At 39.5% G+C, this 21,600-nt stretch carries 17 protein-coding genes; 13 read left to right on the forward strand and 4 right to left on the reverse strand.

The genetic code is table 11. The features are described from left to right. Positions 1-413: 413 nt before the first annotated feature. The 11 genes from ADICYQ_RS22910 (at position 414) to ADICYQ_RS22950 (ending at position 13,041) form a co-directional block, all read left to right on the forward strand. A complete protein-coding gene (locus tag ADICYQ_RS22910; protein ID WP_020889249.1) occupies positions 414-695 on the forward strand; it encodes a hypothetical protein in 282 nt (93 codons plus the stop codon). Between the two features lie 11 nt (positions 696-706). After that, positions 707-1,822 carry a DNA cytosine methyltransferase gene (locus ADICYQ_RS22915; protein ID WP_020889250.1) on the forward strand — a complete coding sequence of 372 codons (1,116 nt, stop codon included), beginning with the start codon at positions 707-709 and terminating at the stop codon, positions 1,820-1,822. Continuing rightward, entirely contained in the window at positions 1,819-2,880 is a 1,062-nt protein-coding gene (locus tag ADICYQ_RS22920; protein WP_020889251.1) for a DNA cytosine methyltransferase, read from the forward strand. Before ADICYQ_RS22915 ends, ADICYQ_RS22920 begins: the two co-directional genes overlap by 4 nt. Next, the gene (locus tag ADICYQ_RS22925; protein WP_020889252.1) at positions 2,877-3,263 is read left to right on the forward strand and encodes a hypothetical protein; all 387 of its coding nucleotides are present in this window, start codon (positions 2,877-2,879) and stop codon (positions 3,261-3,263) included. The genes ADICYQ_RS22920 and ADICYQ_RS22925 overlap by 4 nt, the downstream gene beginning before the upstream one ends. Continuing rightward, entirely contained in the window at positions 3,208-3,732 is a 525-nt protein-coding gene (locus ADICYQ_RS26370; RefSeq protein ID WP_152520518.1) for an HNH endonuclease, read from the forward strand. The genes ADICYQ_RS22925 and ADICYQ_RS26370 overlap by 56 nt, the downstream gene beginning before the upstream one ends. 130 nt (positions 3,733-3,862) lie before the next feature. Then, positions 3,863-5,338: an ATP-binding protein gene (locus ADICYQ_RS22935; RefSeq protein ID WP_020889255.1), complete on the forward strand. Its 1,476-nt coding sequence runs from the start codon at positions 3,863-3,865 to the stop codon at positions 5,336-5,338. Then, positions 5,335-6,105: a hypothetical protein gene (locus ADICYQ_RS26375; protein WP_020889256.1), complete on the forward strand. Its 771-nt coding sequence runs from the start codon at positions 5,335-5,337 to the stop codon at positions 6,103-6,105. The genes ADICYQ_RS22935 and ADICYQ_RS26375 overlap by 4 nt, the downstream gene beginning before the upstream one ends. Next, the gene (locus ADICYQ_RS26380; protein WP_051160330.1) at positions 6,102-7,487 is read left to right on the forward strand and encodes a Z1 domain-containing protein; all 1,386 of its coding nucleotides are present in this window, start codon (positions 6,102-6,104) and stop codon (positions 7,485-7,487) included. The genes ADICYQ_RS26375 and ADICYQ_RS26380 overlap by 4 nt, the downstream gene beginning before the upstream one ends. Beyond that, entirely contained in the window at positions 7,484-9,208 is a 1,725-nt protein-coding gene (locus ADICYQ_RS26385; protein ID WP_020889258.1) for an endonuclease, read from the forward strand. Before ADICYQ_RS26380 ends, ADICYQ_RS26385 begins: the two co-directional genes overlap by 4 nt. A gap of 11 nt (positions 9,209-9,219) precedes the next feature. Further along, positions 9,220-10,995 carry an AAA family ATPase gene (locus ADICYQ_RS22945; RefSeq protein ID WP_020889259.1) on the forward strand — a complete coding sequence of 592 codons (1,776 nt, stop codon included), beginning with the start codon at positions 9,220-9,222 and terminating at the stop codon, positions 10,993-10,995. 12 nt (positions 10,996-11,007) lie between these two features. Further along, entirely contained in the window at positions 11,008-13,041 is a 2,034-nt protein-coding gene (locus ADICYQ_RS22950; protein ID WP_020889260.1) for an AIPR family protein, read from the forward strand. A 521-nt stretch (positions 13,042-13,562) separates the two neighbouring features. On the opposite strand, the gene ADICYQ_RS22955 is transcribed toward ADICYQ_RS22950, so the two are convergent. Further along, positions 13,563-14,693 (reverse strand): DUF4221 family protein, encoded by a 1,131-nt coding sequence (locus ADICYQ_RS22955; protein WP_051160332.1) that lies wholly within the window; start codon positions 14,691-14,693, stop codon positions 13,563-13,565. A gap of 312 nt (positions 14,694-15,005) precedes the next feature. Between ADICYQ_RS22955 and ADICYQ_RS22960 the strand changes: the two genes are divergently transcribed. Next, positions 15,006-16,412, forward strand: a complete 1,407-nt coding sequence (locus tag ADICYQ_RS22960) for a sulfatase (RefSeq protein ID WP_020889263.1) — start codon at positions 15,006-15,008, stop codon at positions 16,410-16,412. Positions 16,413-16,551: 139 nt separating this feature from the next. Further along, positions 16,552-17,391, forward strand: coding sequence for a sugar phosphate isomerase/epimerase family protein (locus tag ADICYQ_RS22965; RefSeq protein ID WP_020889264.1), 840 nt, complete (start codon positions 16,552-16,554; stop codon positions 17,389-17,391). 131 nt (positions 17,392-17,522) lie between these two features. Here ADICYQ_RS22965 and ADICYQ_RS22970 read toward each other — a convergent pair whose 3' ends face one another. The 3 genes from ADICYQ_RS22970 to ADICYQ_RS22980 form a co-directional block, all read right to left on the reverse strand. Beyond that, positions 17,523-18,989, reverse strand: a complete 1,467-nt coding sequence (locus ADICYQ_RS22970) for a sodium:solute symporter family protein (protein ID WP_020889265.1) — start codon at positions 18,987-18,989, stop codon at positions 17,523-17,525. A gap of 79 nt (positions 18,990-19,068) precedes the next feature. Continuing rightward, positions 19,069-20,412: a Gfo/Idh/MocA family protein gene (locus tag ADICYQ_RS22975; RefSeq protein ID WP_020889266.1), complete on the reverse strand. Its 1,344-nt coding sequence runs from the start codon at positions 20,410-20,412 to the stop codon at positions 19,069-19,071. A gap of 16 nt (positions 20,413-20,428) precedes the next feature. Further along, a complete protein-coding gene (locus ADICYQ_RS22980) occupies positions 20,429-21,469 on the reverse strand; it encodes a Gfo/Idh/MocA family protein (protein ID WP_020889267.1) in 1,041 nt (346 codons plus the stop codon). Positions 21,470-21,600: the final 131 nt, after the last annotated feature.

Raw genomic sequence — 21,600 nt, forward strand, 5'->3', positions numbered from 1 at the left:
CCGAAAAGAAACCTGTTTTATTTTTAATACCTATGTAATAATCCATTTTACAAATTTTCAGAAAGCTTGTTGAATAAGGTGTCAACTCATGTTTACTACATAACGCTACATTTTTTCCATATCTTAGAATCCAGGTTGAAAAATAAGTTGGAATATTTAACGATCGACTAAATAATAGAGGTTGTATTATCTCAGTTTTTAATATATTTTAAAAAAACTTATAAGATTTCAACTGACAAAAGGTTTAATGAAAAGGTAATTTATGTCGATTGCTCATTTAGCAATGCTGTACTCAAGTTTAAACAATAAAGACCTAAGTACAAAATATGTAATAACTCAAAGCAAAAACATCAATAATTCCTATTACTTATTTAAATTATTATTTTTCATAGAACAAATTTTAAATAGAATTAATGATTGATTTCATAATTAATAGTCGTCCGAAAAATGAAAAGGAAAAAATAAAAGAAGTGATTAAGGATTTATCAAGAATTATTGATTTGGAAAATATCCCCACCAAAGAGCTAACAGATATTAGTCCTATTCCGAAAGAAATTCCTAGTAAAATTATCCAGTTTTTAGGTCCAGAAGCTATTAATGTTTACTCAACTATTTATTCATCAATACTATTAAAAAATTCTTCATTAACTACAAAATATAGCTTAAATAAAAAACAAAAAAAAATGATAAGTTAAATAAACCTAAAATGGCAGATTTTTTCTCGGGAGCCGGGGGGCTTAGTTTAGGAATGGAACAATCAGGTTTCAATCCAGTATTTGCTTCTGATTTTAATTTCAGTGCACTTCAAACTTATTATCTAAACCATAAACTAAGTCCAGATAAATATCATTTTGGTGACATGAGGGAATTCACTGAGGCACATAGTTATTACCAGAAAGCACTAAAAGATGCGTTTTTAATCACTGGTGGTCCACCTTGTCAAGGCTTCTCAACAGCAAACCGTCAACCGCTATTGAATGATCCACGTAATGAGTTGTATAAAGACTTTCTATTAATTTTAAAAGAAGTGAATCCTCCATTTTTCCTTTTGGAAAATGTAAAAGGTATGGCTAGAAAAACTAAAGAGATTAAAAAAGATATGAAGCGTATTCTCGGACCAGAGTACGAATACTGTTTTCTTATCCTAAATGCCAAAGACTATAACATACCGCAGAACCGAGAGCGGTTTTTTATAATTGGAAATCGGATTGGAGTAAACCCTGAAAATATTGCTCTTTCAATAAAATCTAAGGCTTCTGGGACAAAATTCTTATTGAGACATGCTTTAGAAAGTCTACCGGAAATAGAGGCCGGAACGGATTTTAATCAACCTTTTGTTGAGAATGAAAGTATTGGTTATAAAATCAGAAAATATAATATTCCTGAAACCGCCTACAGTAGATATATCAATGGAGAAAAGAAGCAGTACTATCTTTTTAATCACAAATCCCGCTTTAACAATGAGAATGATAGAGAAATATTCAGACGTTTGCCACAGGGAGGTGATTCAGGTCATGAGAGCATTCAAGACATTCTGAAATATAAGAACCGTGAGGAAATTTTTAAAGATAAATATTTTAAGTTAATACCTGATAGAGTTTGTAAGGCGATAACATCACATATGAGAATTGATTGTCATATGTATATCCACCCCTGGCAGGCACGAGGTCTGAGCCCCAGAGAAGCCGCAAGAATACAGACCTTTCCAGACGATTATGTGTTCATGGGCAGACCAAATGAATGGTATCAGCAAATAGGAAATGCAGTACCAGTAAAACTGGCAGAAATGTTGGGTAAAGAAATAATGAAATACTGGAAATGAAATATATAGAAATTTTTTCAGGCATCGGAGGCTTCCGTAAGGCATTGGAGCTACTCAATGAGGACTTTAATACAGGTTTTCATTGCAATGCCTTTTCAGAAATTGATCAGTTTGCTATCAACAACTATCAGGCGAACTATAACCTAAATGGAGAAATACACATGGGTGATATCAATGCTTTTACCTCACAAGAAGACTCTGTTGAGACAACTCCGGATTTTAGCCTGTTGATTGGGGGTTTCCCGTGCCAGACCTTTAGCCTAATGGGTAAACAGAAAGGCATGGAAGACGAACGTGGAAAAGTACTTTTCAGTGTGGACAAAATTCTGAAGGCCAAAAAGCCAGAATTCATCATCCTTGAGAATGTAAGAAATCTGGCCGTAGTTAATAAAGGAGAAACACTGAATTATATCAAACAGTTTTTCAGGGATCACGATTATAAGCACGTTACCCATGTATTGCTGGACACACAGAATTATGGCTTACCACAGCGCAGAGCTAGGATATTTATTGTATGCAGCAGAATTCAATCGCTGCCCGAGATTACAGAGAAACTCATCACAGAAAACTTTAATCAGATAGGCAACCACAGTTTGTGCACCTACGATAGTGTTCTGGATATTCTTGAAAAAAATGCTGATGCTAAGTACACGATCCGTCCTAAAACCAAAAGAATCATTCTCGCAGATGGCTCAAAAAACTTTTGGTCAAAATCAGAAATAGATCTACCGATAGCCCGTACACTGACAGCTACAATGGCCAAGATGCACAGGGCGAGTCAGGATAACTACTATTCTGAGGAATACATACAGAGAGGTATTTCGAACCAGGGAGTATCTAAGGAAGAAATAATGGAAAAACCCATTAGGAGACTGACCCCTGAAGAAGCTCTGAAACTACAGGGATTCACTAATGAATTCTGCCAAAACGCAAGACAAGCGGATCTAAGTGATTCCCAATTATACAAACAAGCGGGTAATGCCTTAAGTGTAAATACAGCCTATGCCTTGCTTCATTATCTTTTTGTAAAACATAAACTCTCTGAAATAACACAATGAAAAATATAACCTGGAAGAGAGAAGAGTTAATTCTTGCACTTGATCTATATTTCCACCTAGAGTACGGGCAGATAGATGGAAGACACCCCAAAGTGCATGAAATCAGTAATTTGCTAACCAGACTGAACGAAGAATATGGCATTGAAAGAAGTGTTAATAGCATTCCACTGAAATTAGCAAATTTCAAACGGTTTGATCCTCTATATGGAGGAAAAGGAATGAAAGCAGGCTCGAAACTGGAAGAACAAATCTGGAATGAATTTTCAAATAACAAAAATAACCTAAAAGAAACAGCCGATAAAATAAGGTTAAGAATACACAGAGAAAATGTACAAAAAGAAAAAAAGATTTGCCTCATGGTTGGAACAGACTGGGAAATCTGATGGGACAGCTTACCAGAAAAGAACGGTTAGGAATTACACAAATCAAATAGAACGATCTATTGAGAAGGAGTTTTCCTTGAATATTGAAGAAGAGGAAGGGCTGTATGGGGTTGTGGAGGTTGAAAAACTTCATGAGATAGAAAAGAAATTGGTAGAAGGTGGTGATAGTAAAAGAAGAAAAGACCTCCGCAGTGCCTTTAAGAGCTACGAGCGTTTTGTAAAAAATGAAACAGAGTTTAATGATCCGACAGAAATCCCAGAGGAATTTATCAGCCGTACAGAAGGAGGTCAAAAAGTGTATTTGTCAAGAAAAGCTGAACGGGACATCCGACTCAGAAATCAGGCTATAGCGATCCATGGTGCCATTTGTCAGGCTTGTGAATTTGATTTTGTATCGAAATATGGAGTCTGGGCAGATGGTTTTATAGAAGTTCATCACCTCATTCCACTAGGGGGTAAAAAAATATAGCAAGAGTGACCAGCCCAGCGGAAGACCTGACGGTACTTTGTGCCAATTGTCATCGCATGGTACACAGGAGAAAGGATATAGTATTGAGTCTGGAAGAACTAAAACAGAAAATACAAGCCGCCAAAATCTCATGAGCACACATGAAAAATATAAAGATGTAAGAAAAAGAGAAGCCTCTCCGTTGGCAGCTTCGCTGGTAGAGAGCCTTCGTGATCTGGGCTATACCCCTGAAACTGCTGTGGCTGATATTATTGATAACGCTATTTTTGCAGGAGCAAAAAAGGTATGGATTCAGTTTGAGTGGGACGGACTTCACTCTCGGATAACCTTTATGGATGACGGAGCAGGAATGGATGAGGAAGCTCTTGCGCAAGCCATGAGACCAGGAAGCCAGAATCCTACCGAAAAAAGAGCCCCCAATGACCTGGGAAGGTTTGGTCTTGGACTCAAGACAGCCTCTTTTTCACAATGCCGAGTTTTCACAGTGCTTTCCAAAACTCAGTCTGATCCTATTACTACCTGGCGTTGGGATCTCGATTATGTAGTAAGTGAAGAAGGTGGTTGGAATATTCTGGAAATAGCGGATGATGAAGACATTGCGACTGTAAACGATATTGGAACCGGAACAATGATAGTTTGGGAACACCTAGATCGCATTGTCGGAACAAAAACATCACCCAATACGGAAGACGATTTTCTTAGAGTAGGCGAAAAGGTAAAGCGTCATCTAGAACTTGTATTCCATCGTTACCTTGAGAAATCAAAACTTAAAATCACATTTAACGGAAACCCTGTGAAAGCATGGGACCCCTTTTTAAGGGGTGAGTCAGCAACACAACCACTTCCCGAAGAAACCTTTGAAGAAGGTCAGGTTGAGGTGAAACCTTACATCTTGCCTCATCGATCAAAATTGGGTGAAGAAAAGTGGATGGACGTTGAGTCTAGAGGAGGTTGGGATGCCCTTCAAGGATTCTACATTTATAGAAATGAGCGATTGCTACTCGCTGCTGACTGGTTGGGTTTTACACGGAAAAAGTCTCATTACAAACTGGCGAGGATAATGATTAACCTGCCTAATCATCTGGATCAGGATTGGCAGATTGATATTAAAAAATCGAGGGCAAGGCCACCGGTGTGGATGCGACAGAATCTCAAAGCCTTGGCTACTGCCACTATGGTGCAGGCCGAACAAGTATTCCGGCACCGAGGAAAGGAAGTACAACGATCCCTTCCGGAAGATTTTTCATTTGTATGGCAGGAAATGGTAAAGTACAACCGTTACTATTTCAGGGTGAACCAAGAACATCCTGCAATAGCTGCTCAGATGGCTAAATTCCCTGGAAAACAAAAAGAACTGAAAAGATTGTTGCGGATTTTGGAAGAAACTGTCCCTGGCCCTGCGATTATTGCAAGGGAAAATGAATACCCTGACAGTATGGTTCACCCTTTTAAGGAAACACCATCGGAAGAATTAACGGCTTTGATGATGGAACTTTTCACTGGATGGAGAACGGAAGGCCATTCAGATGAAACCATTAAAAAAAGACTTCTGATGACCGAGCCATTTAGCGATTATCCCGAACTTATTGAAACCCTTGAGCTATGACCGATTCGACTCTACTTGAACAAGCCCAGAAAATATGCAGAAATCTGCTGGACTTAGACCTTCCTGAAACCCCTGAGAAGATCAGAAGTGCTATTGAAAAGGTTGTCATGATACTGCCCGGAGCAGCTGCTGCTAGGGAGCATCTTTATGAAAGACTGCTCACAGTTACAGGAGTATCACAAGAAGCCCCCAGAATTCTCGACAATGACAAACTTCAGCCCTGGGTCATTGACAAATGGGCTGAAAATCCTGAAAACCGCAAATTCTGGAACCGTTATAAAAACTACCTAACCGATGAAAAGAAGTTTGCTCCTAAAATTATTTCCAGACTGGATGAACTGACCAACAACATTTTGGACAGGTTGGCAGACCCAGATACTCACGATCAATATGACAAACGGGGATTGGTGGTTGGGCATGTACAATCAGGTAAAACTTCAAATTATATCGGTTTGATAACCAAAGCAGCAGATGCCGGATACAAACTGATTGTCGTAATGGCAGGTATCCACAATAGTCTGCGTAGCCAAACCCAGTTGCGGATCGATGAAGGCTTTTTAGGTTATGATACTGAAACGAGCAGAAGCTTTAAGAGCGGGACTAACCGCATGGGTGTAGGACGTTTCGATCCAGATGTACCTGCTCATTCTTTAACTAGCAGCGCACCGAACGGAGATTTCCGTCAAGCTGTTGCCGAAACAATCAATCTAAACCTAAGAGGTACAGATCCAGTCGTTGTTGTGATAAAGAAAACAACGCAGTTTTGAAGAATCTTATTAAGTGGATCTCCGCAAAAATTGGAGAGGACTTAAACGGAGATGAAAGAATTATTAAGAAAATACCCTTGCTCTTGATTGATGATGAGGCTGATAATGCTTCCATTAATATCAGTCATGGAGGTGTCTCTGCTATTAATGGTTCCATTCGGGCATTACTGAAACTTTTTCAGAAGAGCGCTTATGTGGGTTATACTGCAACCCCTTATGCCAACGTGTTTATACCCACACCGGAGGATGACAGCGAAGAACCAAAGGGCTTGAAAGTAAAGGTGGGTAATCAAGAATATCCGGTAGGTGAAGATCTTTTTCCACGCAACTTTATCATCAATATTCCTCCACCATCCAATTACATCGGCCCCGAAAAAGTTTTTGGTATTCAGCGGGAAGATAAAATGTATGAGGAAGCCAGAGAAGAGGAAGCCGATGATGAAAGAGCTTCAGACCCTATTCACCTGTATAAACTGGTTAGAGATTATCAGCCCGGTGATTACTTTGACAGTAAGGAAGTAACAGAAAATATCAGGTCAGAAAACAGTCATTTTATACCTGATCGCCATCGTAAAGACGATACTAAACCTAATGATCTTCCTGATAGCCTTAAAACAGCTATCAAACATTTTATTCTCGCCTGTGCTGCAAGGCGTGTGCGAGGGCAGGTCAACGTGCATAATTCCATGTTGATCCATGTCACCCGTTTTGTAGACTGGCAGAACCACATTGCAGGACTGGTTGACGAGGAGCTTTCTAAATACAAGAACAGGATAGAATTTAACCAGCCAGCAATTCTGGAAGATTTCGCGGATATCTGGCTGAGAGAGTTTGAGCCTAAGACTCAAGAGATAATAAATCACCCTGGGGTCAAAGACCCGGATATTAAACCAGTGCCATGGAATGAAGTAAAGCTACACTTGCTTCCGGCAATAATGAAAATTCAACTAAGAGCAGTACATGGCTCAAAACTGTTGGGAGGGTTGGAGCCAGAGAATATTCAGGCGCTAGATTATTACGATTACCAGAAAAAAGGGCTTTCTGTGATTGCAGTTGGAGGCAACAAGCTATCAAGGGGGCTGACGCTGGAAGGGCTGACCGTGAGTTACTATCTGCGTTCCTCCAAAATGTATGATACCTTGATGCAGATGGGGAGGTGGTTTGGTTACCGACCAGGTTACCTCGATCTCTGCCGCCTCTTTACCAGTGGAGAACTCGTTTCCCATTACAAACATATTGCAGCAGCTACCGAAGAGATGCGGGCAGAATTTGATCGTATGTATTTACAGCGCAAAACTCCAAGAGAATTTGGACTTAAGGTAAGGGCGCATACGGGAGTACTCACGATTACCGCTACCAATAAGTTCCGTTACAAAAAATGATGTCTTTCAGCTTTTCTGGAGACCTAAAAGAAACCTGGCAGTTCGACCGTCATAGAAAAGACTTATTTCAAAAGAATTATCAGACTACTCAGACCTTTTTAGAAAAACTAGGTAGTCCTACAGGCGCATCGAACGATAGTTCCCATTTACAAAGCCAGAGGTTTGTTTGGTCTTTGAAAAATAATTCTCAGGAAATTATCAGGTTTCTGCTTGAATATCAGTCCACTCAGAAATCATTTTCCACAAGACTGCTTGCTGATTATATCAAATTGCAGGCAAATGCAAAATATCCAAAATTGACTGATTGGACGGTTGCGATCATCGAAAACACCAAGTCACGTGATGAGAATCGAGTACAATATTTCAATGAGGAAACAATTGGATTGTCTTTTAGAAGAGACAGCTCAGAGCCGGGTTCAGGTACCTACGACCTTGTCAAAGCACACATTATCGGAAACTTCCACGAATACATTGATCTCAGTGACGAACAGCTCGAAAAAGCACTAAACGAAACGGCCGAAGACCGGAAAAAAACTGGAGGCAACCCTGATATCGTTATTCATCCCAACCCACTAAGAATTAGAACCAATCGTCCTGAGACCAACGGATTGTTGCTTATTTACCTGCTCAATCCCGTTCCGAATGATCGAGACGAGGGATACAGCGATGTTCCTATTGTAGGACTCGCACTGAGTTTTCCACATATCGAACATGAGACCAAAGTAATCTATGCGGTAAATGAGGTTTTCCAGAAGGAGTTATTCGATTATCCGGAAGAACTGGACAATGATGAGTTTGCAGATGAAGAAGACGAAAGCAAGGCTCCTTCTATGGTACGGAATACCATGACACGGGAGACTTTTGGGGACTTGTTGAAGGAAGAGGCATCGCGGAATACCATGCTAAACGAATCCGAGTTGAGTGGTGGGGTCGTTCCCAATTACTGGAATAATCCTGTAATCAATCCGGTTGAATTAAGGAACCTGCAAAACCTAATAATACCATCAGAACATGCTCCTTCGGGTCCAAATATGAAGCCTTATTATGGAGCGGATGAAATTCGGCAGTTTTACCTGAACCCTGAATCAAACAACCGAATTGTCAATCCAGGCACACAATTTTTAGACATTAAAGCATCTGTAGTTGGGTTGAAAGAGTCCAAATATGTCATGTTCAGTTACAGTGATGGAGAGGCCGTATTTTCAGACAGTTGCTGGGTCATCCGCCCGTCTAGCTTAAATGCTAAATACCTTACGGCTGTATATAATTCTACTCTCTTCGGAGCATGGGTACGTGTCTCAGGCAAGCAGAAAAAAGACACCTATTACATTGAGCGGGAAGTACTGGAAAACTTTCCATTGATATCGCCTGAACTCGAGGACGTACAACTCTTTGAAAACCTATATGACCTGCTAGTAGCCGCTGCTCGCACAGAAGAGAAACAGGGTACAGGTACCATGAAATCCTATTACTCTAATATTCTGGACGCACTTGTATTCTGTTGCTATTTTGGGAAAAGCCTGGAAAGCCAAATGGAAATCCTGCGCCATGAACTTCACAAGCTTATTCCAGAGCAGTTACCTGAAGGCGAGACTCTTAACAGATTGGCGGAAGAAAACTTTGGGAAACTCTACCATAAAAAGCATCCCGTGCGTGAAGTGCTGTTTTACCTGAGCAATCAGAGTAAGGTCAGCAGAATCAAAGCAGTGTTCACCTCTTAACTCTTTCCGGCATGAGAATCTCAGAAATAATACTGAACAATTACCGGGCGTTTTACAATGAGAAAGGCAAGGAAAACACCAAACATAAGATTGATTTCGGAGGCAAACAAAATCTGCTCCTCTACGGTGAAAATGGAAGTGGTAAAAGTTCGGTCTTCAAAGGACTAAAAGATCTTTTTCAATCAAGTGTTGATCCAGACAGTCAAGTGGTTCAGAATGTTTTTTCTAAACAAATCGATTCCGACCATCAGCCTTTTGTTCGAACTACCTTCAAAGGTGAAGGAGACCCTGAAATCTTTACATTTTCTAACGATCCACATATTCCATATCCTGATCATGACCTGTTGAAATCTGTAGCTCGGATAAGGAGTTTTATGAGTTACCGAGACTTGATGCGGATACACTTTATCAATGACCCCAAGGTCAATTTGTTTGACTTTCTTTTTGGCAAAGAAGGTTTGCTCTCAGAAATGCCGAATCCTTCTGCATCACAGGCAGAGACGAATATCAGGATGTCAGAGTTATGGCAGAACGTACAAACTGCACCAGATGATACCAACCAAACGGATTTCAGAAACGGAGCTAATCAAATTCTGAGCGATCTTTCTACTTCTCTGAATGCGCTCCTAAAATACTTCGATCAATCCCTGACTGTCAGTTTCGAGCCTCTGAGTAAAGAAAAGGTCGAAGCAAATACCCCTTTCCTTCAATTGAATGTCAGTTATTTCGGAATCAACCTAAACGAGGAACCTGAGAACTATCATTACTTTTTGAATGAAGCAAGGCTCAGTGCTCTGGCTATCTGCATCTTTCTTGCAGCCCACCTTTCAGTGCCATCTACGGACTACGAATTACTTTTTTTGGACGACATTTTTACCGGGCTGGATACTTCAAACCGGATGCCGTTACTTGACATATTCACAGCCACAGAAATTGAAGGAACGGAAGGCGATACCTTTATGAATCACCAGATTATACTTACCACCTATGACCGTCAATGGTATGAACTAGCGAGGAACCATCTGGGTAACAGCAACTGGTTTTATCAGGAAGTTTATATAGATCATCATTCAGATGGGTTTGATCAACCTGCCTTAATTCCCGGAGAAGATAATTTTGAGAGAGCGGGATACTATTTCAAAATGAAACAATATCCCGCTTGTGCTAATTATCAGCGAAGAATATGTGAAAATCTTATCAAGCTATTTCTCCCTAACCATAAGAAGTACGATGCACTTCCAAATGGGGACATCAAACCAGTAGATAAATTGGCCTCGCTCATCGACAGGTTTGAGAGTTACCTTACTGAACACGATCTGGATTTTACTCCATTCAATAAACTCCGAAACTGTCTGCGAGTGGTGATGAACCCTCTATCTCATGATGATCTGGAAAGCCCCGCATATCGGAGAGAACTTGAATTGGTTTTTGAGATCATAGGCGAGTTAAAGCAACTTAAAAGAACAACCATTTTGAAAGCTGGAAAAAAGATTCATCTCAAAAAAGCACATGGGACTACTGGCATTGTTAGAGAATATGTCTGTGAATTGAAATCGAATATTGTAAAGCTGGAACATGGAACTGTAAGCAAATTATCCAGAATAGATATTTTACCTATCTCGCAGCAAGATACTGGCAGAGCTAAAAGAGTAATCAACTTTGAAGGAACTATTGAAGATATTTATAACAAACTCTGTCATTCACTTGAAATTGACGAGGCGGTCAATTTGCTAGAAGACTTTGAACTCACGGATGGGACTAACTTAAATAATTTCTTGAACGGATAAATATCTACGAGAATGAACAATCTTGAACTGACTCGTTTCAGAACTGAATTGCTACAAGATGTCACGGATTTTATCCGAACAGAGGAAACAGGCGGTATAAGGGAAGAAAAATTTACTGAAACAGCCTTAGAATACCTCGAAGAAGCAAGTGAAACAGAGGGTGCTCGCCCTTGTCGTGAAATCAGGGAAAATAGCATAGGCAATCGTATTCATAAAATCAATGGCTACGCCCTCAGTGAAGGTTATGAAACTATAGACCTGTTTATAACTGTTTTCAAAGGCACTACGGAGCTTAAGCGCTTGTATGCAGATGAGCTAAAAAGTGCGGTAAACCTCTCTACTCGTTTTGTGCAGAATATTTTCGGTGGAAAGATGGAAGTTATTGAAGAAACAGCGCCTGTTTTTGATTTTGCACAGACTATTAAGAAAATTGCCTCTGAGGTAGTTAGAATAAATATTTATATACTTTCTGACACACTTATTCCGCTTGATCCTCCACTTTCATCAAGTTATGGTGATATTATTATCAACTATCATCTTAGAGATATTGAATATCTGCATCGCATTTATGTCTCAGGCTCAGGAAGGGAACCTATTGAGATAAAATTTGAGGAGAGTTTTTCCGAAAGAATTCCATGTTTACCCATGCCAAAGGAAAATGCAGATTATGAGTCCTATTTGGCTGTTGTACCTGCCCGTATTCTCGCAGATGTATATCGGGATTTTGGGGCAAGACTACTGGAACAGAATGTGCGAACCTTTCTACAGTTCCGTGGAAATATTAATAAGGGAATCCGAGATACCATTCTGAAAGAGCCACACATGTTTATGGCTTACAACAATGGCATTTCGGCAACTGCTGAATCAGTAGAGTTGACAGATGATAAAAAAAGCATCATATCAATTAAAGACTTTCAGATTGTTAACGGAGGCCAGACGACAGCCTCAATATTCCAAACCAGGCGAAAATTCAAAGAAGCAGATATTGATAGCGTTTTTGTGCAGCTTAAATTATCGGTAATTAAGGATAATCAGAGGAAGGCTGAAATCGTATCCCTTATATCGCGTTATGCCAACACACAGAACAAGGTTTCAGAAGCTGATCTTACGTCTAACCATCCATTCCACATTGAAGTGCAAAATCTTTCTAGAAAAATATGGGCACCCGCACAGACAGGGGGAAGTCAGACTAGATGGTTTTATGAACGGGCACGTGGCCAATATAATGATGAGCTGTCTAAAATTGATACTCCAGGACAAAGGAAGAAGTGGCAAGAACGGAATCCTAAGAATCAGAGCTTTGCGAAAGAAGATTTGGCAAGGTTTTATAATTCTTGGGAAATGCTACCCTGGTGGGTAGTAAAGGGAAGGCAGCGGAATTTTATCGAATTAATGAAAACTGTTGATAATCTGGATACAGATCAAGTCTTTTACGAAGATCTAGTCGCCAAAGCTATTATCTTCCGTGCTTCAGAAAAGCTCTATGGAACTGGAAGCAGAGCAATAGGAGACTTAAGGTATATGGTAGTTCCTTATACCGTGGCCTGGCTCTATCTTTCTACTGAAGGTCAAATCAATCTCCATAAAATATGGAGGGGACAAGGATTGTCTGAGAGCTTGACTACGATGTTATTTGCAGCACTAAAAAAAGTTGATACTTTTATGCGCAACACTGCTCCTGGAGGACTTATCGGGGAATGGGCTAAAAAAGAAGACTGTTGGGAAAAGTTAAAAGAAACCGACCTAGATTTTGACCTTGCGGCATTAGAATCTGATTTATATACCAAATCAGAACTGAAAGAAAGATATAAAGGAGAAGCTGCAATTGAAGAAGTAGATCGAATAAGCATGTTCACAAAGATTCAAGGAATAACAGCAGAGGGGTGGTTAAAAATCGATCAGAGTGGCAGGGCTCTTGGGATAATTGATGCTCTTCAGTCAAGTTTCATTTGGAAGATTTCAAGAAAAATCGAGCGGAAACAAGAATTATCCTACAAGGAATTAAAAAGAGCAGAGGAGATTTTAAATATTTTTGGAAATGTTTAATGAAGTCTATTTAGTTTTAACAGAATTGATCAATAAAACACATATCCTCATACACACCATTATCTAAATAATCTCCTTTTAGAGGCAATCCTAGTACTTAGACAAGTATTGATTCGGATACCGGATCCAGATCATGTACGGTAGGGTTCCCCAATTAATCGATACGAATACTGTCAAGCTTCTCAAAAGTGACGGATTTAAGGCTAATTTCACCACTCTGTTTATCCACCTTTGTTCCGCAGGAATATAAACATAGCATTAAAAGAAGGAAGGGTCTCAGGTATTTCATTGCAATTAGGGGTCTTAAAGATTCAAGAAAGCCTGAAATACAAATAATGACAGTCTTTAACTAAGCTATTATTTTAATAATAATATTTAGAAAATCCCTAGCTTAAATTAAAAAAATCGAATTTTCACACTGCTTAAGCTTAGGGCTTAATAAAAAGGGTGCCGACATTCTCTATTTTGAATCTAAATTTTGAGTAGCATACTATAAAAGAATAAACGCTTCCGCCCCGCCATTAAACATCAACAACGATAAAACCCAATTCATCTGAAAAGTTTTGAAAAACCCATAGTTTTCCATCTTTAGCAAAATACTTGGCAAACTCATTATTCAACTCTGGAATAACCACTTCAGATACCAGGTTAAAATCAGCATCAAATACAGACAGGAATACATTCACCTCCTGGATTTCGGGTTGAGATGAATGTTGCTCCCTAGTGTCAGAATAAATTCTCATGGCAGATAAACGAAAATACCGCTTTTTCACCCTATCCCATACCGGCGGCCCAAACCTTACTTGTTCCAATAAGTGTTGGTAGGCTTCATCGACGTGTCCATTGGATGTAATATTTCCACTAAGGCCTTTGGCACGCTTTGGCGTGCTTTTAGGTTGGTAATTGACGGTTTTCACATGCGCCCCTTCAGCATTGAAAAGGTAGATTTCATTTGAAAATTGATGGCTAACCATGATAAAATCATTTTCAGACGAAAGGAAAACAATGGGATCCAGAAAAGTGTAGTATTCCGGATCATCTAACTTAATCACAAAATTATGGTAGGACTTTTCCGCATCTATTTCAAATCGCTCGACGGCATTATCTTTTACCGATAAAATGTCAAGCCAAATTTCACTCTTTCTGTTGTTATAGTTTAACCCAAATACCTTAAAGTCACTAGCACCGATACCCACTTCATTCCGTGGGATCTCTCCATACTTCATTCCCTTTGAATCAATTGCATTTAACCAGTCCATTTTGTTTATTAAGTGTCCATTTCTATCGAATACCGCAGACTCACTAAAGGATTTGATGAAAATTAAATCATCTTTTAAAATATTAATATAATTGACATGCTCACCAGTTCCATTAGGCCCTTCCGCCTCGAATGGATAATTGTTCACAACTTCAAGCTTATCCAGGTTTACTTCATCAATTGAATGATCAAAGCTGTTAAACAAAAAAATCGAACTTTCTTCATCATTTAAATCAGATATTAACAGACTTCTATTGATGTCTAAAAGCCGATCCTTGGAATCTATTAGAACTGTATCCACCGAATACTTTACATCATAACTCCCCTGATCATTATTTTTGGATTGACAGGAAATCAATACACTTACAATTAATAGAAATGTTATTTGTCTCATAAATTTATCCACTATATATAATCACTTTAATTAAGGTGAACACCCTGTGTGGAAGCCCATTTCTAAGCGCCGTTATTTGTTTTATTGGTGCTTTTGCCCATTGAAAAAACGCGCTATTAATTTGCAATTCCTCCATTAAATTTGTGGGGACACAATAATTACTAAAAATATCTCCTAGATTTAACCTCGTTCTAAGATAGCAGAAAAGGAATACCGATGTGTTAGAAAATAAGTCATTTTACCAATATTTAACTTCTTTTAGTAACTACATTAGACTTTATCTTATACCTAAAAAAATGTAAACCCATCCAAATGAAAAAGGAATTGACCCTATACTGCTTTTTGCTATTCATTTCATTACAAGTTTTTGGGTATCAAAAAACAGAAACTAATGATTTACCTAATATCATTTTAATCAATGTGGATGACATGGGATGGAGAGATACAGGTTTTATGGGCAGTCAATTCTATGAAACCCCAAACCTGGACCTTTTGGCCTCCAAGGGGATGATTTTTAATCAAGCCTACGCTGCAGCGGCAAATTGTGCCCCCAGCAGGGCCTGTATGATGAGTGGTGAGAACACACCCCGTCATGGCGTTTATACCGTTGGAACTTCTGAAAGAGGGCGTACCGAAAACCGCAAGCTTGTCCCGATAGTCAATAAGGAAACCATTGCTGACCATCACCTCCTGTTCCCGGAATTATTGCAACAAAACGGTTACATCACCTGCCACTCGGGCAAATGGCACATCAGCCAAGATCCTTTAACCAGGGGATTTAATGTAAATATCGGAGGATCTGATGCGGGAAATCCCGGTAGCTATTATCCTCCCTACAGAAATGTACCTGGTATTCAAGCAGAAAACGATGCCTACCTGACAGACTTGGTGATGGACAAAACACTTGATTTTATAGCCAACAACCAAAGGCAACCTTTTTTCCTCAATTATTCACCTTACGCCGTACATACCCCAATCCAACCGGTGACGAGCTTGCTGGACAAATACCTTGTAAAATCACCATCCAATGGCCAAAGCAATGCTAAATATGCTACCATGGTGGAGAATTTAGACAGAAATATTGGGCGCCTGATCGACTTATTGCACGAAAAAGACATGTTTGGCAACACCTTTATCTTTTTTATCACCGACAATGGTGGCCTTTATAAGGTAACCAAGCAAAGGCCATTGAGAGCAGGAAAAGGTTCATATTATGAAGGAGGAATCAGGGTACCTGCATTTGCTGTTTGGCCTGGTAGGATACGTCCGGATCAAGTTTCAGAAATACCGATTACAAACCTTGATATTTTTCCAACCCTTCTGGAATTAACCGGTATTAAACAACCGGAAAATAAAAATTTGGACGGACTTAGCTTGCTCCCCTTATTGACAGAAGACAAAAACCTTCCAAAAAGGCCTCTTTTCTGGCATTTCCCTATTTACCTGGAGGGAGGCAATGGGGAGAGCCAGGACCCTGTGTTCAGAACACGACCCGGTTCCGCTGTTCGGTATGGAGATTGGAAGCTCATCCAATACTTTGAAAACAATGCCAAAGAGCTGTATAACCTTAAAGAAGACATCTCCGAAAGCAATAACCTGGTGAATAAAAATACGCATAAAGCCGAAGAACTGCTAAGCTTACTCGAAAATTGGAGGGAGAAAACAAATGCTCCCATTCCGGAAACGTTAAACCCTTTATTTCAAGTGACTAGCCACTGAGACCTTTATCCCGAAATGAAGAAATGATTCATGCCAAAATTGATATAAAAATGGAATGAAATCTTTAGATTTCATTCTGTCAGCAAAAACAAGTAATTTTAGAAAGTTATTAACTAAACCTAACTAAACAAATCTACCTATGAATAATAAATCATTCAAATTAGGATTATTATCCTTTATTCTAATGCTATCCTTCCATGTTAATGCTCAGGAAGGGATGCCCAAAGGGTGGAAAGTGGGAAGTCAAGCTTACACTTTTAAACTTTTTTCGCTAGAGGAAACACTTGAAAAACTCAACAGTATAGGAGTAAAATATGTGGAACTGTATCCCGGACAAAGAATTAGTAAGACTGGTGACGCAACAACCGATTTCACAACCATAACAGCTGATGGAAAAGCAAAAATCAAAGCCTTATTGAAAAAATACGACATTGAAGCAGTAGGTTATGGGGTAGTCAATGCCAGCGATGAGGATTTGCCCAAATTATTTGATTTTGCCAAAGAGATGGGAATAGGAATACTCACCTCCGAAGCAAAGCCTAATCAATTTGACCAGATTGAAAAGCTTTGTGAAGAATACCAAATTAAAGTTGCTTTACACAACCATCCTGTACCCTCTTACTATTGGCATCCTGAAGTAGCTAAAAGATTGCTAGATGGTAGATCTGATTTAATGGGAGTATGCGCTGACATCGGTCATTGGGTCAGATCTGGGCTAAACCCTGTCGATTGTCTTAGACAATTGGAAGGTAGAGTTATAAGCCTTCATATAAAGGATTTAAACAAATTTGGCATCAGAGAGGCACATGATCTTCCTTGGGGAACTGGCAACAGTAATGTGGCAGGCGTGCTTCATGAATTGCATAGACAAGGATTTGAAGGAGCGTTTTCTGCAGAATATGAGCACAATTGGGAGAATAACCTTCCCGATGTAGAAGAAAGCATTGCTTATTTTAAAAGAGTAGCTGCCCAGTTGTAGTCATTGAAGGATTTGGCTTTATCAGGATTTACAGTTTAGCCCGTTTAAATAATACCAAATCAGCTATAAAAAAAGGGGGCCACTTTGCTAAAGTGGCCCCCTTTTTAATTAATAACCTAATTTTTTTATTGCTACTCGTGAGAAACATCTTCAAGCATTTGCTTTACCTTATCAGGCACATTGTCTCTTTCAATAAAACCAACCAGAATGTAAGTGATTGTAGAGCAGATTACCGGTAGGCCTATTTCCAGGGCCAGGCTTCCTACATCTACATTTTTGGTAATGACAAAAGCCAAAAGACCAACCAGAATTGATCCTATAGCGGCTTTAGGACCACAAGATTTGAACATGGGAATCAAGCCAAATAACATAGGTACAGCTATAGGCCCAACCAAGGCACCAAACCAGCTAATGATTAGTCCCAAAACCCCGCCAAATTTCTCAAATTGAAGGGCAACCAGAATGGTTCCAAGGGTGAAAAGGAAGGTGGTAATCCTTGCTGTAAACAATGAGGTTTTACCATGTTCGAATTTTTTATTAAGTGCAGGTAGTATGTCTCTTGTAATTACAGCTGATATCGTGTTTATATCAGAAGAAGTCATGGACATGGTATTGGCAAAAAGCGAAGCGATTACCAAGCCTATTAGGCCTACAGGCAATAATTCCATGGTCAAAATCCCATAAGACTGTGTTGGGTCTTCCAAGCCGGGGAGAATCACTGGAGCAGCCCACATCGGAAAGAACAATATCAATGGCCAGATGATGTATAGGATACCGGATAATCTCGCAGCCTTTGTAGCTTCTTGTTCTGAAGGTGAAGAAATGTATCTGGTAGCCAGGTTCCACTGTCCACCATTGTAAGAAAGGAAATTGATAAACAAGAACAAGAGTGCAAAACCAACGGTATATGGTTCATTAAAAGCATCCCCATTACCTTCTGGTAACTGGTCCCATACGGTAAACACACTTTCAATACCTCCTAATTTCTCGATCACCACATAAAACATTACAAGGCCTGCAATGATCTGAACGATAAACTGAGCAAAATCGGTAATAATTACTGCCCACAAACCTCCAAAGGTAATGTAAAGCAGAGATATACCTCCGGAGATCAAAATACCATAGGTAAGTGATATTCCGGTGAATACATTCAATAAAATTGCTATAGCAGCCCATTTAGCGCCTATATCAAATAATTTAAGGATGACACCACTCCATGCCATTAATTGCTGGGTCGCAAGATTATAGCGGGTAGCAAGAAACTCCAGAGGAGATTGGATTTTAAATCGTTTTCTCAAACGTACCCAATAAACTGGGAAAATCTTTGCTGATAAGACAACAGACAAACCAATTCCCAGGGCCCACCATATGTATAATGAAAACCCGTGAGTATAAGCTAATCCTGCATAGGCCACAAATACGGCTCCACTATATCCTGATACGTGGTGAGATATCCCAGATAGCCACCAGGGGAGTTTCCCTCCTGCTACAAAATAGTCCTCAGCATCATTGTTTCTAAAATAGGACCAAACGCCTATGAGAAGCATCAATAAAAAGAACACCCCGATTACGATCAGGTCAATGGTACTTAATTCCATGTAAGAAAATTTTGATTAATTATTAGTAAAAAGGCCAAACCAATATGGTTTGGCCTTACTGTTTGAATAAATACCAGAATTAAACGGTTGGTTCCCAACCCGGCTCATATTCCCTTTTCCAAAGCTCCATTGCTTTTGGATCGTATTTTATGTTTCCATTAGAAGAATCTACATGTAAAGTTCTTCCGATACGCTGAGAGATATTTCCTAACTGCAATAGCAAGGTACTTTGGTGAGCACCTACGATTTCAGATCTTACTTCTATGCCATTGGTAATTCCATCAAAGAAGTTTTGGATGTGAAGTGCATCCAAAGCTTGGGCTGGATTAGAGGTATTGGTAGGGTCAATTACTTGATCATTTTTAACCTCTTTTACCAATTCATCCTTAAGGTTGAAAATCTTGTATGAATTTCCACCTTCAATCAAAAGGCTTCCTTCTTCGCCATAAAACAAAGTTCCTACATTTCCACTCTCAATTTTTTTCCCGTTACAGCTTCTGCCTTCCCAGGTGATCATGGATTTGTTGTCAAATTCCATATTGATAACTTGTGTATCTGGAGTTTGCCAATCGTCTTCATACCTATATCTTCCACCTGAAGAGTTTACTTTGTTAGGGTATTCTACTTGTAATCCCCAACGCGCAAGATCCACCATGTGGGTACCATTGTTTAGTGCTTCACCAGTTCCCCAGTTCCAAAACCAATGCCAGTTATAATGGATTAAATTGTCTCTATAAGCTTCCCTTGGAGCCGGTCCTTGCCATAATTCAAAGTCCAACCATTCAGGAACTGGAACTTGCTTACCGTTACCGATGGGCGCTCTGTTGTTTGCGTACCAGGTTTTTGCCATATAAGGTCTTCCGATAACTCCGTTGTGAAGCTCTTCAATACCTTTGATTACATTTGGCCAGGAACGTCTTTGATTACCCACCTGAACTACTTTATTGTATTTCTTTTGTGCTCGCATTAGCAATTCTCCTTCATGAGGATTGTGCGCACAAGGCTTTTCTACATAAACATGTTTGCCTGCTTTCAAGCCTAAAATGGCTGCTGGTGCATGCCAGTGATCAGGAGCTGTTACCACCAAAGCATCAACATCTTTGTCTTCAAGGACTTTTCTTATATCCTTTTCGATTTTTGGCTTTCTGCCTTGAATATCATAAATAGATCCAGCAAATTTCTCAGCCGCCCTAACGTCTACGTCACAGCTATAAATCACATCACATTGCTTCTGGCTAGCAAAGTTAGTTCCAACTGCATGTCCTCTACTGACAACACCCATGCTGGCTACATTGATACGATCGTTTGCACCAATGATCTTTCCATAACTCTTTGCAGACATACCAGGTAGCATCCCTCCAACTGTCGCAAAGGTTGCTCCAGCGATGGCCTTTTTTACAAAAGTTCTTCTACTATTTTTCATATTAAATGGTAATTGTTTAAATTTTAATTTTTAGGGCATCTCTTTTACCTTTAGCTAAAACAGCTTCAAGGGAAACAGAACGGCCATTCATTTTCTTGCTTTCATCGGCAGCCTGCATAAAAGCAAAAATCTCAATGGTTTCCTCTTCACTGACAGGCGATATTCCTGAGTCAAAGAATTTGGCTATTTCTACTAATAATGGACGATAGCCACCATAGCCACCCATGTCCATGATACCTGTTTCACCAAAAGCTTTTCCACCGTAGCCACCTTTACCTGACCTTGTTCCTCTGAAGGTTCCGATTTTTCCACCTTCCCAAGTTCCTACTACTACATCTGCTCCTTCAGTATACGTTCTTTGGACAGTTTTACAACCAGCTCCCATTAGGCTATAAAGTGTTTCTACACCATGGATTCCATACCAAAATAAATCTGGATGGGTAACTTCATATTTAGCTGGGCTAAATGCATCTGCACCATAGACTTCACCAATTTCACCATTTCTTACAGCCACTGCATTCTCCATATATCTTAAAGAACTACTGGAAAAAACCGGCACATTGTATTTTTTAGCAGCAGCAAATATTGCTATTGCATCTGGCAAAGAAGCCGCTATCGGTTTGTCAATAAATACCGATTTGCCTGATTTGAAAACTTCCAATGCCTGCTCTAAGTGCAGTCTACCATCATTTGTTTCCAACAGAACAACATCCACTTTATCAAGAAGGGAAGCGATAGAGTCCACTATTTCAACACCAAACTTCTTCACTTCTTCAATATAGCCTGGAATCCTTTCTACAGAAGTTTTAATGTCTTTACTACCATGAGGATAGGCAGCAACTACTTTATAACCACCCAGATCTGATGCAGCATCAGAAGCATTAAAGGCTTTAACAAAGGCAATACTGTGCGAGGTGTCAAGTCCTATTATACCAACATTTTTTTTCCGTTTAACAGATGGGGCGCCAAATGAAAGGGTAGACGAGGCCAACCCAAGGCCTAATCCAGCCACAGCAGCTTTTCCCATAAAATCTCTTCGTTTAATCAATGTGTCCATAAATTGTATGTAATACTTAAAATAAATAGTTGACTTATTTTACGATTTTAAATTGAAAAGTTAAAATCTAATCAAACAATTTACTAAAAATTTAAAAAGGTTGGGATTGATTTTACATGAAATGCATATTA

Origin of the sequence: Cyclobacterium qasimii M12-11B (assembly GCF_000427295.1) — a bacterium.
GTDB classification, from domain to species: domain Bacteria; phylum Bacteroidota; class Bacteroidia; order Cytophagales; family Cyclobacteriaceae; genus Cyclobacterium; species Cyclobacterium qasimii.

Bases quoted from the DNA above. Each gene is read 5' to 3' on its own strand.
- ADICYQ_RS22910 (WP_020889249.1), top strand. From the start codon at position 414: ATGATTGATTTCATAATTAATAGTCGTCCGAAAAATGAAAAGGAAAAA.
- ADICYQ_RS22915 (WP_020889250.1), top strand. From the start codon at position 707: ATGGCAGATTTTTTCTCGGGAGCCGGGGGGCTTAGTTTAGGAATGGAA.
- ADICYQ_RS22920 (WP_020889251.1), top strand. From the start codon at position 1,819: ATGAAATATATAGAAATTTTTTCAGGCATCGGAGGCTTCCGTAAGGCA.
- ADICYQ_RS22925 (WP_020889252.1), top strand. From the start codon at position 2,877: ATGAAAAATATAACCTGGAAGAGAGAAGAGTTAATTCTTGCACTTGAT.
- ADICYQ_RS26370 (WP_152520518.1), top strand. From the start codon at position 3,208: ATGTACAAAAAGAAAAAAAGATTTGCCTCATGGTTGGAACAGACTGGG.
- ADICYQ_RS22935 (WP_020889255.1), top strand. From the start codon at position 3,863: ATGAGCACACATGAAAAATATAAAGATGTAAGAAAAAGAGAAGCCTCT.
- ADICYQ_RS26375 (WP_020889256.1), top strand. From the start codon at position 5,335: ATGACCGATTCGACTCTACTTGAACAAGCCCAGAAAATATGCAGAAAT.
- ADICYQ_RS26385 (WP_020889258.1), top strand. From the start codon at position 7,484: ATGATGTCTTTCAGCTTTTCTGGAGACCTAAAAGAAACCTGGCAGTTC.
- ADICYQ_RS22945 (WP_020889259.1), top strand. From the start codon at position 9,220: ATGAGAATCTCAGAAATAATACTGAACAATTACCGGGCGTTTTACAAT.
- ADICYQ_RS22950 (WP_020889260.1), top strand. From the start codon at position 11,008: ATGAACAATCTTGAACTGACTCGTTTCAGAACTGAATTGCTACAAGAT.
- ADICYQ_RS22955 (WP_051160332.1), bottom strand. From the start codon at position 14,693: ATGAGACAAATAACATTTCTATTAATTGTAAGTGTATTGATTTCCTGT.
- ADICYQ_RS22960 (WP_020889263.1), top strand. From the start codon at position 15,006: ATGAAAAAGGAATTGACCCTATACTGCTTTTTGCTATTCATTTCATTA.
- ADICYQ_RS22965 (WP_020889264.1), top strand. From the start codon at position 16,552: ATGAATAATAAATCATTCAAATTAGGATTATTATCCTTTATTCTAATG.
- ADICYQ_RS22970 (WP_020889265.1), bottom strand. From the start codon at position 18,989: ATGGAATTAAGTACCATTGACCTGATCGTAATCGGGGTGTTCTTTTTA.
- ADICYQ_RS22975 (WP_020889266.1), bottom strand. From the start codon at position 20,412: ATGAAAAATAGTAGAAGAACTTTTGTAAAAAAGGCCATCGCTGGAGCA.
- ADICYQ_RS22980 (WP_020889267.1), bottom strand. From the start codon at position 21,469: ATGGACACATTGATTAAACGAAGAGATTTTATGGGAAAAGCTGCTGTG.